The organism is Stenotrophomonas sp. GD03877 (assembly GCF_029840555.1).
GTDB classification, from domain to species: Bacteria; Pseudomonadota; Gammaproteobacteria; order Xanthomonadales; family Xanthomonadaceae; genus Stenotrophomonas; species Stenotrophomonas geniculata.
Genome location: NZ_JAOCCT010000027.1, coordinates 1 through 14421 on the forward strand (window position 1 = coordinate 1; position 14421 = coordinate 14421).

The 14421-nt window shown below is 67.5% G+C and carries 10 protein-coding genes; 4 read left to right on the forward strand and 6 right to left on the reverse strand.

Features of this window, described 5'->3' with window-relative positions; all coding sequences use genetic code 11:
• From N5D20_RS17825 to N5D20_RS17840, 4 genes are all read right to left on the reverse strand, one after another.
• Positions 1–886 (reverse strand): alpha/beta fold hydrolase (locus tag N5D20_RS17825; RefSeq protein ID WP_279948133.1); only part of this gene is annotated, 886 nt, incomplete at its 3' end.
• A 140-nt stretch (positions 887–1026) separates the two neighbouring features.
• The gene (locus N5D20_RS17830) at positions 1027–2043 is read right to left on the reverse strand and encodes a 3-oxoacyl-ACP synthase III (RefSeq protein ID WP_010487115.1); all 1017 of its coding nucleotides are present in this window, start codon (positions 2041–2043) and stop codon (positions 1027–1029) included.
• Positions 2044–2145: 102 nt separating this feature from the next.
• On the reverse strand, positions 2146–2463 hold the full coding sequence (locus N5D20_RS17835) for a DUF4156 domain-containing protein (protein WP_005407628.1): 318 nt from the start codon (positions 2461–2463) through the stop codon (positions 2146–2148).
• A 202-nt stretch (positions 2464–2665) separates the two neighbouring features.
• Entirely contained in the window at positions 2666–5515 is a 2850-nt protein-coding gene (locus N5D20_RS17840) for a pitrilysin family protein (protein ID WP_171954760.1), read from the reverse strand.
• Positions 5516–5929: 414 nt separating this feature from the next.
• Here N5D20_RS17840 and N5D20_RS17845 point away from each other — a divergent pair, with 414 nt between their 5' ends.
• Both N5D20_RS17845 and N5D20_RS17850 read left to right on the forward strand, forming a co-directional pair.
• The gene (locus N5D20_RS17845) at positions 5930–6406 is read left to right on the forward strand and encodes a hypothetical protein (protein ID WP_010487121.1); all 477 of its coding nucleotides are present in this window, start codon (positions 5930–5932) and stop codon (positions 6404–6406) included.
• Positions 6407–6475: 69 nt separating this feature from the next.
• On the forward strand, positions 6476–6955 hold the full coding sequence (locus tag N5D20_RS17850) for a tRNA (cytidine(34)-2'-O)-methyltransferase (RefSeq protein ID WP_005407625.1): 480 nt from the start codon (positions 6476–6478) through the stop codon (positions 6953–6955).
• A 300-nt stretch (positions 6956–7255) separates the two neighbouring features.
• Here the strand turns inward: N5D20_RS17850 and N5D20_RS17855 are convergent, their stop codons facing one another.
• Positions 7256–8419, reverse strand: coding sequence for an acyl-CoA dehydrogenase family protein (locus N5D20_RS17855; protein WP_043400717.1), 1164 nt, complete (start codon positions 8417–8419; stop codon positions 7256–7258).
• 257 nt (positions 8420–8676) lie between these two features.
• On the opposite strand from N5D20_RS17855, the gene N5D20_RS17860 reads away from it, so the two are divergent.
• A complete protein-coding gene (locus N5D20_RS17860; RefSeq protein ID WP_279914795.1) occupies positions 8677–10353 on the forward strand; it encodes an electron transfer flavoprotein-ubiquinone oxidoreductase in 1677 nt (558 codons plus the stop codon).
• Between the two features lie 65 nt (positions 10354–10418).
• Complete coding sequence (locus tag N5D20_RS17865) at positions 10419–10820, forward strand: c-type cytochrome (RefSeq protein ID WP_019338385.1); 402 nt, start codon at positions 10419–10421, stop codon at positions 10818–10820.
• Here N5D20_RS17865 and N5D20_RS17870 read toward each other — a convergent pair.
• Positions 10814–14410 carry a transporter substrate-binding domain-containing protein gene (locus N5D20_RS17870; protein ID WP_279914794.1) on the reverse strand — a complete coding sequence of 1199 codons (3597 nt, stop codon included), beginning with the start codon at positions 14408–14410 and terminating at the stop codon, positions 10814–10816. The genes N5D20_RS17865 and N5D20_RS17870 overlap by 7 nt on opposite strands.
• Positions 14411–14421: the final 11 nt, after the last annotated feature.

The window sequence follows — 14421 nt, forward strand, 5'->3', positions numbered from 1 at the left end:
TCGGGTTCTTGTCCAGGAACGCCCGGATCTCCGGCACCAGCACCTCGTGCTTGTCTTCCAGCACGTAATGCCCGGCATCCTCGAAGGCATGCACCTGGGCCTTCGGCAGCGCGGCCTGGAAACCCTTCAGGAAGTGGTGGTCGAACACGAAGTCGCGCAGGCCCCAGCCGAGGAAGACGGGGCGGTCGGCGAACGACGGCAGCGCCTTGCCGGCACGCTCCAGCAGCGACCACGCCCTGTCGGCCGGCGACAGCGGGATGTCCTGCATGAAGCGGATGGTGCTGATGCGGTTGGCGTAGCTGTTGTACGGCGACACGTAGGCGCGGCGCACGTCGGCCGGCATCTTCCGCTCCACGCCCAGCCACGAGGCGCCGGACGAGAATGCGTTGAAGCTGCGGATGATCCACTCGCCGATCTTCCAGTGGCGGCCCAGCGCGATCTGCCACGGCATCTTCTTCGCGGCCGGCATCGGGAAGGCGGCGGTGTTGAGCACCACCAGGCGCTTCACCTGGTCGTGGTGCGACAGCGCCCAGCCGAAGCCGATCATGCCGCCCCAGTCGTGCACGGCCAGGGTCACCGGGCCGGTGATGCCCAGGTGCCTGAGCAGTGCATCGAGATCGTCCACGCGCGACTGCAGCGTGTACTCATAGCGGCTGTCGTCCGGCTTGTCCGACAGGCCCATGCCGATGTGGTCCGGCACGATGCAGCGGTACGTGTCCGACAGGCCAGCCACCAGCGTGCGCCAGTAATAGCTCCACGACGGGTTGCCGTGCACCATCACCACCACCTCGCCGTCGCGCGGGCCTTCGTCGAGATAGTTCATCGACAGGCCAGGGCGCACTTCGAAGCGCTGCGGGTGGGCGGGGTAACCGGGGAGATCGCGCATGCGGAGCACCTAAGGAGAATCGCGGCGCGGTGTAGAGCCGAGCCGATGCTCGGCTGCTCTCCGGTCCGCTGCGGAAGAGCCGCGCTGCGCGCGTGAGCCGAGCATGGCTCGGCTCTACAGGAGGTCGGGCAGCGGGCTGCTTACCAGACCACTTCAGCCATCGAGCAGTTCAGGCCCGAGCCGATACCTAGAAGCGCGATGCGATCGCCCTTCTTCAGCTTGCCCAGCTGCTTGAGCTTGCTCAGCACGATCGGCACCGAGGCCGGGCCGATGTTGCCGTGCTCGCCGAAGATGGTCATGACCTTCTTCGGGTCGATGCCGAAGTTCTTGATGAACGCGGCGGTGTGCGGCTGGCTGACCTGGTGGATCACGAACTGGTCCAGCTCTTCCACAGCCCAGCCGAGTGCGATCTTGGCCGCGCTGAAGGTCTTCTGCGCCAGCTTGATGCCTTCGATCAGCAGCAGGCGGGTGTCGGTGACCATGCGGTCCAGGTTGCCCAGGCACAGCTGGTTCCACTCGGTGGCCGAGCGGGTCACGCCGCCCTTGTAGCGCGGGGCGTCCGGCACCAGCTCCGAGCGCGCCATCACCATGGCCGCAGCACCCGAACCGGTGGTCAGCGCCGCCAGCTCGTTGCGGAAATCGTCAGCGGTGACGTCCGGGGCGGTCATGCGCTCCAGGGTCTTCTCGTACACCAGGTTGGCGGTCTCGCCATCCACCACCAGCGCGTAGTCGATATCGCCGCGCTCGATCATGCGCGCCGCGATATCCATGCCGTTGATGAAGGCCAGGCAGGCATTGGCGACGTCGAAGGTCATGCATTCGTCGCTGACGCCGAGGTTGCCGGACACGATGGAGGCCGTGGACGGCTCCAGGTAGTCACGGCTGACCGAGGTGTTGACCAGCAGGCCGACCTGGGTCGCGGTGATGCCCGCGTCTTCCAGTGCCTTGCGGCCGGCCATGGTGGCGGCGTCCGACGCCAGCACGCCGTTGTCCCACAGGCGGCGGGCATGGATGCCGGCGATATCGCCGAGCACGTCGGTGCGGATACCGAGGCGATCCAACGTCGGCTGCAGGCGTTCGTTGATTTCCTTGGTCGTCAGCGTATGCGGCGCGTCGACGTGTGCCAGGCCGGCGATCGAGACATTCTTGAAGAGCATCGAGGTTAGCGCCAAGGCTCAGGCAAAAGGGGGCGCTATTCTATAACCCCCGGGCTTTCACCGCATCTTTACGAATTCAGCCTTGCCCGTATGGTGAAGCGTTCAGCGCGGCGGGCACTGGAAGGCGGCGAAGCGCTGGCTGCCATCGGCCGGGGCCGCAGCGGCCTGCACGGCATTGGCGCCGGCGCTCGGGGCCTCGTTGCGGGCCAGGGTTTCCAGCTCTTCCTGCACCCGCAGCGGGTTGCGGTTGTAGAAGCCGACCTTGCTCTTCACGGTGACCACCACCTCGCCCTTGGCGATGCAGCCGGCGGGAACCGGGCCTGCCGGCAGCACGCGGGTCGCCTTGCCGGCCGGTTCGATCGGCACCCAGGTACAGGCGGTGACGGTGAGCAGCAGGGAGGAAAGCAGCAGAACGCGCATGGGCAGATCCTGGAAGGGTATGGGGGGATTCTGCCTGAACAGCCTGAATCGGGGGTAGCCGGGGGTGGGGTCGGATCCCCCGGTAGCGCCGGGCCATGCCCGGCGAGCGCGCAGCGCGGCCTCGCTGGCCGCCGAAAAACCGCCGGGCATGGCCCGGCGCTACCACAGGAGGCCTGCCCGCCGAGGCGGGCAGGCACATCCCTTACTTCTTGACCGGGTTGCCTTCGGCATCGATCACCGTCACCTCGCCCAGGTTCAGCGCACGCACGGCCGCTTCGGTCTGCTTGAGGTCACCCACCACCACCCAGGTCAGGGCCTGCGGCTTGATCTCGGCGGCGGCCTGCTGCACCTGTGCCGGGGTCATCGACTCGATCTCGGCCTTGCGGCGCAGCACGTAGTCGTCCGGGCGCTTGAACTGCACGATCGAACCGATGGTCGACGCCACCGCGCTGGCGGTCTCGTAGGCACCGGGCAGGCTCAGCGTCTGGATGTTGCGGATGCGGTTCACCTCGTCGGCGGTGGCCGGCTTGCTGCCATCGGCGAACGCGGCGATTTCCTTGCGCATTTCCGCCATCGCCGGACCGGTCTTGTCGATCTGCACCGGCGCGCTGGCCATCCACGGACGCTGGCCCACCGAGTTGACCGCGCTGCTGCGTGCACCGTACGACCAGTGCTTGTCTTCACGCAGGTTCATGTTCAGGCGCGAGGTGAAGTCACCGCCGATGACGCCGTTGGCGATGTCGAAGCGGGTCGAGCTGGCAGCGCTCGAAGGCGCCACCACCTGGCCGGCGAACAGGTTGGCCTGCACCGCGCCCGGCTGGTCGATCAGGAACACGCGCGGGCCCTTCGGCAGCGCTACGTCGGTGGCCGCCTTCACCTGCGGGGCGTCGCCACTGGCCTTCCAGTCGCCCAGCTGCTTGTCCAGCAGCGGCACGATCTCGGCCAGGGTGGTGTCACCGACCACGATCAGGGTGCCGTTCTGCGGGCGCAGCCAGTCGTGGTGGAAGTCGACCAGGTCTTCGCGGGTCAGGCCATTGATCGCCGCTTCGTCGCCGCTGCCGGTGAACGGAATGGCATACGGGTGGCCCTTGCCGTACAGCAGCGGCGGCAGCACGCGCATCGCCACCGCACCCGGGTTGACCTTCTCCTGCTGGATGCCGGCGATCCAGCTCGCCTTGACCCGGTCGATCTCGCCCTGCTCGAAGCGCGGCTCACGCAGCAGGTCGCGGTACAGCGCCAGCGACGGTGCCAGATTTTCCTTCAGCGCCGACAGGTCCACGCTCATCGAGTCCAGGCCGGCCGAGGCATCCAGGCTGGCACCCAGTGCGTCGGCGGCATCGGCGAAGGCCAGTGAGCCGAGCTTGCCGGCGCCTTCGGTCATCAGGCTCATGGTGAAGTTGGCGGTGCCCGGCTTGCGGCCCTGGTCGGCGCTGAAGCCGCCCGGGAACTGGTAGCTGAACTGCACCACCGGAATCTCGTGGCGCTCGGCCAGGATCACCTGGGTGCCGTTCTTCAGCGTGGCGCGCTGCAGCGCCGGGAACTTCAGCTGCGGGAACTCGCGGGTCTGCGGCACGCCGGCCTTGCGGTCGACCTGCTCGGGCAGGGTGCTGTACTTGGGGTCCACCGCCGGCACGTTGAACGGCTTCGGCGCCTGGCTCGGGTCTTCCTTCAGCGCCACGCGCTCACCCGGTGCGATCACCAGGGTGTGGCTGCCCGTGTCCAGCCACTGCGCGCCCAGCCGGCTCAGATCAGCAGCACTGGCCTTCTCGATGTTGGCCAGCGAGGTGCGGAAGCAGCCCGGGTCGCCGGTGAACACCGCGCACTCCGCCAGTGCATCGGCCTTGCCGCCGAAGCCACCAATGCGCTCGATGCCGCGGATGAAACCGGCGCGGGCACTGGTCTTGGCGCGCTCCAGCTCGGCCGCGGTCGGGCCCTGCTTGATCAGGCGGTCCAGTTCCTCGTCGATGATCTTCTCGACCTTGGCCGGGTCCTGGCCCTGCTTGACCGTCGCCATGATCACGAAGTTCGAACCCAGCTGCGACGTCGACAGGCCCGACGCGATGCTGTCCACCAGCTTGTCCTGGTGCTGCAGGCGCTGGCTCAGGCGCGAGGACTTGGCACCGCCCAGGACCTGCGCGAACAGTTGCAGCTGATCGACCTCGGTGGTGCCGACCTGCGGCACGTTCCAGGCGCGGTAGATGCGCGCCTGCGGCACCTTGTCGGTCATCGTCTCGCGCGTGTCGGCGCTGCGCTTGGCCACGTTCACTGCCGGCTGCGCCATGGTCGGGCCGGCCGGGATGGCGCCGAAGTACTTGCCGACCTTTTCCTTGGCGGTGGCCAGGTCGATGTCGCCGGCCAGCACCAGCACCGCGTTGTTCGGGCCGTACCAGGTGCGGAACCAGGTCTTCACGTCATCCAGCGACGCCGCGTTCAGATCGTTCATCGAACCGATCACGCCGTGGTGGTACGGGTGGCCAACCGGGTACAGCGCCTTGTTGAGCTGGTCCCAGGCCTGGCCGTAGGGCTGGTTCTCGCCCTGGCGCTTCTCGTTCTGCACCACGCCACGCTGCTCGTCCAGCGCCGCCTGGTCGATCGCACCGACCAGATGGCCCATGCGGTCCGATTCCATCCACAGCGCCATGTCCAGCGCGGTGGTGGGCACGTTCTCGAAGTAGTTGGTGCGGTCGGTATTGGTGGTGCCGTTCTGGTTGGTGGCACCGACCTGCTTGAACGGTTCGAAGAATTCGCCGTCGTGGTTTTCGCTGCCCTGGAACATCAGGTGTTCAAACAGGTGCGCGAAGCCGGTACGGCCAGCCGGCTCGTCCTTGCTGCCCACGTGGTACCAGACATTGACCGCGACGATCGGCGCCTTGCGATCGGTATGCACGATCACGCGCAGGCCGTTGGGCAGGGTGAACTGCTCATACGGGATATCGACCTTCGCCGGTGCGGCCGGCTTGGCCGCCAGCGCATGGGAAGGCACAAGCGTGCCCAGGGCGGTGCTGAGGGCGACGGCCAGCAGTGCAGCGCGCGGGCGAAGGGCGAGAGACATATCCGGATCCTTGGTCACATAGGTGAACCCCGATCCTAGCCTGCGCACGCAGCGGCAGGAATCGGCCAGCAGTCACTGGGGGTGTTTGCCCCTGTGCCCCATCCGCGGCGCCGATCTGCCCTGCCTGACCCGTCACATGCGCCCGCCAGGAACGTCCGGACAGTGTCCGCGGCGCATCGAATGGACAGGTGTCCGCCCACCGGACACTTTCCGGCGCGAAAAAACCCTTGTAAATCAACAACTAAAAGTTGGCACGGGGATTGCTTGGTACTTCCTGCGCCAGGAAGGGCTTCAGACGAAAGCTGACTGAAGACTGAACAAATGCAGGAAATCGAAAATTTTCCTTGCATGCCCAGAATCGGTGTACTACCTTACTACCACACCACTGATCACCAACACTAAACAGGCCCCGTCATGAACGCCAAGACCATTGCCATCGCCATCGCCCTGATCGCCGGCACCGCGGTTGTTTCGTCGGTGCAGGCCTCCGAATCCATCAAGACGCTGTCCACCGTGCAGGTCCGCCCGGCCGCCGACCAGCTGGCCCAGCAGGCCTGGGAACAGGCCAGCGGCATCCCGACCCTGGCCACCGTGGAAGTGCGCCCGAGCGCCGACCAGCTGGCCGAGCGCAGCGGCTACGTCGCCGCCCCGGTTGCGGCCGCGATGCCGATCACCACCCTGGCCTCGGTGGAAGTGCGCCCGAGCCTGGAACAGCGCGTCGCCCTGGCCGCCGAACTGGAAGCCCAGCGCTACGCCGCCACCCTGGCTGCCGCCGCCACCAACGTTGCCCACTCGGTCATCGTCAACCTGCCTGCCCTGCAGGTGCGTCCGAGCGCCGCCGACCTGCAGGCCCTGGCCACCGAAACCGCCCAGGTCCTGCTGCGCCCGTAAGCGGTGCCGCCCTGCCCAGCGCAGGGCGTGCGCCGTAAAGGCGGCCGCCGTCGCAGGTACACTGCGCCGATGAATGCCGCGCCCCAGTTCCACGTGATCCTGTTCCAACCGGAAATCCCGCCCAACACGGGCAATGTGATCCGGCTCTGTGCCAACACCGGCGCGCAGCTGCACCTGGTCGAGCCGCTCGGCTTCGCACTGGAAGACAAGCAGCTCAAGCGCGCCGGGCTGGACTACCACGAGTATTCACGCCTGCAGGTGCACCCCGACCTGGATACCGCGCTGGCGCGGATCGCACCGAAACGGTTGTTCGCCCTGAGTACGCGTGCCAGCGTCCGCTATGACAGCGTGGCCTTTGAAGACGGTGATGCATTCCTGTTCGGCCCCGAAAGCCGCGGCCTGCCGCAGGACGTGCTCGATGCCCTGCCCGATGGCCGCCGCCTGCGCCTGCCGATGCGGCCGGACAACCGCAGCCTCAATCTTTCCAACACCGTTGCCGTGGTGATGTACGAAGCGTGGCGGCAGCACGGGTTTGCCGGCGGGGCGTAACGCCGCAGACCGCTTGTGGTGGGTGCGGACCTTGGTCCGCACAGATGTTTGGCCGCGCGCTGAAGGAATGTGCCAACCAAGGTTGGCACCCACCAAAGGCAGGTCCAGGGGACTGCTGAGAACTTCCGGTGGCTGTGGGCTGCTTCTGGTGGGTGCGGACCTGGGTCCGCACCGACGCCCGGTCGCGCGCTGAAGGAATGTGCCAACCAAGGTTGGCACCTACCAAAAGCAGGTCCAGGGGCCTGCAGAAACTTCCGGAGAGGTGTGCCAACCAAGGTTGGCACCCACCGGAACCAGGTTTCAGAACGCGTTGATGCCGGTCAGTTCGCGCCCGATCACCAGCTGGTGCACGGTCTCGGTGCCTTCATAGGTGATCACCGATTCCAGGTTCAACGCATGCCGGATCGCCACATGCTCGGTGGTGATCCCAGCCCCACCGAGCAGATCGCGACACTCGCGGGCGATATCGATGGCCATGCGGCAGTTGTTCCACTTGGCCAGGCTGACCTGCTGTGGCTGCAGCTGGCCGGCTTCCTTCAGGCGGCCCAGCTGCAAGGCCAGCAGCTGCGCGGTGGTGATGCGGCGGGCCATCTCGGCCAGCTTGATCTGCGCGCTCTGCGTCGCCGCCAGCGGGCGACCGAACAACACGCGCTCCTTGGCGTAGCCCAGCGCTTCATCCAGGCAGGCAATCGCCGCGCCGATCGGGCCCCAGCTGATGCCATAGCGGGCCTGGGTCAGGCAGCCCAGCGGCCCCTTCAGGCCCTTCACGTTCGGCAGGCGGTGGCTGTCGGGCACGCGCACGTCGTCGAAGAACAGCGCGCCGGTCAGCGAGGCGCGCAGGCTCATCTTGTGCTTGATTTCCTGCGTGGTGAAGCCGGCCATGCCCTTCTCCAGCACGAAGCCCTGGATACCGTCCTCGGTCTGCGCCCAGACGATGGCCAGATCGGCCACCGGGCCGCTGGTGATCCACATCTTGCTGCCGCTGATGCGCCAGTCACTGCCGTCGCGCACGGCGCGGGTCTTCATGCTGGCCGGGTCGGAACCCCCATGCGCCTCGGTCAGGCCGAAGCAGCCGATCAGCTCGCCGCGCGCCATCGCCGGCAGCCACTGCTGGCGCTGTTCCTCGCTGCCATAGGCGTAGATCGGGTACATGCACAGCGAGCTTTGCACCGAGACGAAGCTGCGCAGGCCCGAATCGCCGCGCTCCAGCTCCTGGCAGATCAGGCCGTAGCTGACCGCGCCGAGGCCACCGCCGCCGTACTCGGCCGGCAGCGTTGCACCCAGCAGGCCCAGTGACGCGATCTCCGGCACCAGTTCAGACGGAAAACGGGCCTGGTCGAAGGCATCGCCGATGATCGGCAGCACGCGCTCGTTGGTGAAGCGGGCGACACTCTCCTGCACCGCACGCTCTTCCTCGTTGAGCAGGGAACGGACATCGAACAGATCGTACGGATGCAAAGCCATGGCACTCACACGCAGTCAGGACCCGGCCATTGTCGGTCATCCGGGCAGCGCGTGCCGACCAGGGTTAGCCCCCACCAGGGCTGAGGCACTACGCTGCGCTGCAGCAATCGTGCGGTGAACGGCGTCTATCTAGCTCGATCACGCGCGTCCCGGTACCCTGACACATTCAAACAACCGTTTCGCCCGTGGCCGCACGCGCGATTCCCAGGCACCGCCGGTGGCCCCGATGCCGGCCCTACCCACGAGTCATGCAATCGATGAGCGCTGAAGCCAACGCCCTGCCCCCGCGTGAAGTAATGGAGTTCGACGTGGTGATCGTCGGCGCCGGCCCCGCCGGCCTGGCCACCGCGATCCGCCTGCGCCAGCGCGCGATCGAAGCCGGCCGCGAGCTGTCGGTGTGCGTGCTGGAAAAGGGCTCCGAACCAGGCGCCCACGTGCTGTCCGGTGCGGTGATGGACCCGCGCGCGCTGACCGAACTGTTCCCGGACTGGGCCGAGCGCGGCGCACCGCTGAAGCAGAAGGTCACCCGCGACGAATTCCTGTTCCTCAGCGAAACCGGCGCACGCAGCACGCCCAACGCGCTGCTGCCGGAGTGCTTCCACAACGAAGGCAACTACATCATCAGTCTGGGCGAAGTGACCCGTTGGCTGGCGCAGCAGGCCGAGGCGCTGGAAGTGGCCATCTTCCCCGGCTTCGCCGCCGCCGAAGTGCTGTACGGCGACAACGGTGAAGTGATCGGCGTAGCCACCGGCGACATGGGCATCGAGAAGGACGGAAGCATCGGCCCCGCCTTCGAGCGTGGCATGGCCCTGCATGCCAAGTACACGATCTTCGGCGAAGGCGCGCGCGGCCACCTCGGTCGCCAGCTGATCGCCCGCTACAGGCTGGATGAAGGCAAGGACCCGCAGGCCTACGGCATCGGCATCAAGGAGCTGTGGCAGATCGACCCGGCCAAGCATGAGCCGGGCCTGGTGGTGCATGCCGCCGGCTGGCCGCTGGACAGCGATACCTACGGCGGTGCGTTCCTGTACCACGCCGACGGCGGCAAGGTCGCCATCGGCTACGTGGTCGGCCTGGACTACAAGAATCCGTGGCTGAGCCCGTTCGAGGAATTCCAGCGCTTCAAGACACATCCGTCCATCCGCAAGCACCTGGAGGGTGGCACCCGCATCGGTTACGGCGCGCGTGCGATCACCGCCGGTGGCCTGCTGTCGCTGCCCAAGACGGTGTTCCCGGGTGGCGCACTGGTCGGCTGCGAGGCCGGCTACCTCAACGCCAGCCGCATCAAGGGCAGCCACGCGGCGATCAAGACCGGCATGCTGTGCGCCGACGCCGCGTTCGACGCGCTGGCCGCCGACCGCCAGCACGATGAACTGAGCGCCTACCCGAAGGCATTCGAAGCCAGCTGGCTGTTCACCGAACTGCAGCAGGCCAAGAACTTCAAGCAGTGGTTCAAGAAGGGCCAGACCGTGGCCACGCTGATGACCGGCGTGGAGCAGTGGCTGCTGCCCAAGCTGGGCGTGCGCAATCCGCCGTGGACGCTGCACCGCACCCAGCCGGATCATGTCTGCCTGGAACCGGCGTCCAAGCACACCCGCATCGCCTACCCCAAGCCCGATGGCGTGCTGACCTTCGATCGTCTCAGCTCGGTGTTCCTGAGCAGCACCAACCACGACGAGAACCAGCCCAGCCACCTGACGCTGAAGGATCCGAGCATTCCGGTGAAGGTGAACCTGGCCGAGTACGCCGGTCCGGAAGCGCGCTACTGCCCGGCCGGCGTGTACGAGTTCGTCGGCGAAGCCGACAGCGCGCGGCTGCAGATCAACGCGCAGAACTGCGTGCACTGCAAGACCTGCGACATCAAGGACCCCACCCAGAACATCGTCTGGGTGACCCCGCAGGGCGGCGGCGGCCCGAACTATTCGGGCATGTGATTGCTCCGGGCTGCGACGGCGTGTCGCAGCCCGCCTGCCCCGCAGCGTCGCTATCCTGCCCGCCCATGCGCGCTTTCTGCCTGCCCATCACCGTTGTCGTGGCCCTGGCGGCCACGGCCTGCCAGCGCCCGCCTGCGGCTCCGGCCACGCCGGAACAGGCGCACCAGCAGGCCATGCAGCGCGCGTTTGAACTGTGTGCCGGCTGCCACACCGTACAGCCCGGCGGCATCCACCGCTTCGGACCGAACCTGCACGGCGTGATCGGTCGTCGCGCCGGCAGCCTGCCCGACTACGGCTACTCCGAGGGCATGCGCCGCGCCGACATCACTTGGACCGCGCAGACCCTGGATGCGTTCCTGCAGTCGCCCACCCACGTGGTGCCCGGCACGCGCATGTACAACGCTTTCCCCAGCGCCGAACGCCGCGCGCTGGTGATCGCCTACCTGCAGCAGCAGCCGGCTCAGTGAGCCAGGCGCCGCAGTTGCTGCTGCAGCCGCGCGACGAACCCCGCCACCGCCTCGAACAACGGCTCCGGATCGGTCTCGGCTGCGTCCTGCAGGCGCTCGACCAGGGCATTGGCCTGCCCGGCCAGCACCGTCGCCCCCACCGCACCCAATCCACCGGCCTGGCGATGCAGGTGCAGTGCGGCAGACATGCGGTCACCGGCCTGCACGGCGCGCCGTACGCCCGCCAGATCACCTTCGCTGGCCTGCAACAGGCTGTCGCGCAGCTGCTCGGCCACCGCGCGCGAGCCGAAGCGCCGCTGCAGGCTGTCCAGATCGGGCAGCGTCCCACCATCGTCGGCAGCGGACTCGGCCAGCTCCTCAAACGACTGTCCCTGCGCCTGCGGCAACCAGCGCAGCAGCGCGGTACGCAGCGTGGCCAGTGACAACGGCTTGGCCAGCACTTCGTCCATGCCGGCCTCGCGGCAACGACGCGCATCGTCGTCCAGTACGCTGGCGGTCAGCGCCAGTACGGTCAGCCGCGGCTGGCCGTTGCGGCCCTCGCGTTCGCGCAGCAGGCGGGTGAATGCGAAGCCATCCAGCACCGGCATCCGGCAATCGGTGATGACCAGATCGAACGACTCCGACGCCAACCGATCCAGCCCCTGCTGGCCATCGCCGACCAGCACATGCGGCACGCCCAGTTGCTGCAGGCGCCAGGCCATCATCGCCTGGTTGGTCGGATGATCTTCGATCACCAGCACGCGTGCCTCGCGCAGCGCCGACGGCAGCAGCGCCGCTTGTTCCTGCTCAGCGACCAACGCTTCAACATCACCACTGCTGGCTTCCACCAGCGACAGCCGCACCTCGGCGCGGGTGCCCTCACCCAGCGTGCTGTGCAGCTCCAGCTCGCCATCCATCATCTGCATCAGGCGCTGGCAGATGCTCAGGCCCAGGCCGGTACCACCATGGTCGCGCTGGATGTACGCACCGGCCTGGGTGAACGGCGCAAACAGGTGCTGCAGCTTTTCCGGTGCGATGCCGATGCCGGTGTCGGTGACGCTCAGGCACAGCGGCTGGCTGCCGTCCTCGGCGGTCGGCCCCAGCACTTCCAGCTGCAGCCGCACTTCGCCGCGCACGGTGAACTTGATGGCGTTGCTGAGCAGGTTGAACACGATCTGACGCAGGCGCACACCATCCACTTCGTGCGCGGCCGCCAGCTGCGGGTCGATCTGCACGTGCAGGTCCAGCTCACGCGCACTGGCCTGCGCCGACAACAACCGGCACACGCTTTCCAGCAATGGCCGCAGCGGCTGCGGCACCGGTTCCAGGCGCAGCGCGCCGGCCTCCAGCCGCGAGTAATCGAGGATGTCGTCGAGGATCTGCCGTAGCATCTGCGCCGAATCCTCGATCACCCCCAGGATGCGCTGCTGCTCGGCATCCAGCGGCGAATGCGCCAGCACCTCCAGCATGCCCAGCACGCCACTCATCGGCGTGCGGATCTCATGGCTCATGGTTGCCAGGAAACGCGACTTCGCTTCCGCGGCCTGTTCGGCGTCGGCCTTGGCCGCAGTCAGGGCCTCGGCCTGCGCACGCGCCTCGCTGACATCCACCCAGTAACCACTCCAGGTCACCGCACCTGCTTCGGCCGCATAGGGATGGGCCTGGCTGCGCACCCAGCGCGCGCCGGCACCTTCAGGTCGCAGCCGGAATTCCAGAATGAGCGGTGCGAACTGGCGCGCCGCCTGCTCGACCGCATGCAGGATGTGCTCGCGGTCGTCTTCCTCGATGCGCTCCAGCAGGCACGTTGCATCCTGTTCGGCCTGCTGCCGGCTGATTCCGAACAACGCCTGCAGGTCACCGGCAATGAACGGGAAGCTGAGGGTTCCGTCTGCCGCACGGCGCGCCTGATAGACCACGGCGGGCAGGTTGTCGGTGACTTCGGCCAGGCGCTGTTCCAGATGACGTCGCCCGGCCACCTCGCGGCGCAGCCGCCAATGCCCGATGGCGTGCACCAGCAGCGCGGTGAGCAGCACCAGCAGCAGCGGCACGCCCCAGCGCGCCACGCGGGTCCAGTCGAGCCCGTTGCGATATTCGACGGCCAGCCAGTCGCCGCGCAGGGCCTCGCGCTGGCGTGGGGTCATCTGCAGCAGCAGGCGGTCGAAAGTAGTGGCCAGGGCGGCATGGCGGCGCTCGACAGCCAGCACCAGCTGATCGTTGAAGCCAGCCGGTGCGGCCACCTGCAGGCGCCCCGGGAAGCGGCTGCGCAGCAGATGGTCAACCACGGCCAGATTGCCTACATAGGCATCGGCGTCGCCATTGATCAGGCGCTGCAGGGCCTGTTCCGCGCTGCGCGCCGCGATGATCCGGGCCTGCGGTGCCTGCTGCAGCACATAGCCACGCACACGCTCCGGATCGGACAGCAGCACCCGCCTGCCCTGCAGGTCGGACAGGCCCAGCAGCGCCGGGCTGTCACGCTGGCTGACGATCACGTTCGGCACGCTGATGAAGGGCTGGCTGAACACCCAGTCCGGGCCCAGGTAGCGCGAATCGGCAGGAATGCCCATTACCGCCTGCAGCTCGCCGCGGCGTGCCTTCTCGCGCACCTCGTACCAGTCATGGCTGTTTTCCACCTGCAGGTTGGCGCCGGCCTGCAGCAAACGCCGCAGGTATTCGCTGGCCAGGCCGCTGGGTCTGCCATCCTGGTCCGCGAACGACAGCGGCGCCGCGTTCGGCGCGAAGCCGATCTTCAACGGCTGCTCCAGTACCCGCTTCTCGGCCTGGCTCAGCGCCAGCTGTGCCGATGCCGACCACCGCGGAGGTGGCAGCCAGCGCTGCACCAGCGCATCGCGCTGGGCCTGGCTGGTCGCGGCCAGCGCCAGGTCCAACGCTTCGGCCAGCGGCTGCTTGCTGTTGGGAATGCCGAAGTGCAGCCGTTCGGGCGGCAGATCGCTGGGGCGCAGCAGCACGACCCCCTGCAGGTCCTCGCGGGCGATCAGTTCGGTGGCTACGTACGCATTGCCGATGTAAACGTCAGCCTTGTCGTCTCTGACCATCTCCAGCGCCGCCAGCGAGCTGTTTGCGACAAGCTGTCGTGCCCGGGGGAAGCGCGCCCGCACCTGCGGGCCGGTCAGGAAGTCCTGCTCGATCACCACCCGCAGTCCATCCAGGTCGGGGATGTCGGAGGCACGCAGGTCATCCGGGCGTCCCACCAGGGCCAGCGGCGCCTCGCCATAGGCGGCGGTATAGACCATGCAGCGGGTGAGGTCGGCACTGAGACCGACATTCATCACCACGTCGATCTCACCACGACATGCCGCGTCCAGCACGGATGTCCAGTCTGAATAGCGCCTCGCCTCGACCTTCATGCCTAGCTGACGGGCGAGAAGCGACAGATAATCGGGTCCGAGGCCGACCTGCTGGCCATCACGGAGGGACTCGAACGGCGGCCAGCCACTGTCATACTGGCCCACGACGATGCTCGGATGCGCGGCAACGTACTCGCGCTGCAGCGGGGTGAGCGGCAACGGTCCAGGCACCGCCTGTGCCAGCGCCGCAGGCAACGCCAGCACGGCCAGCAGCAGGACCAGCCCGCGAACAGCCCAGCTACGCATCGGCGTCGATC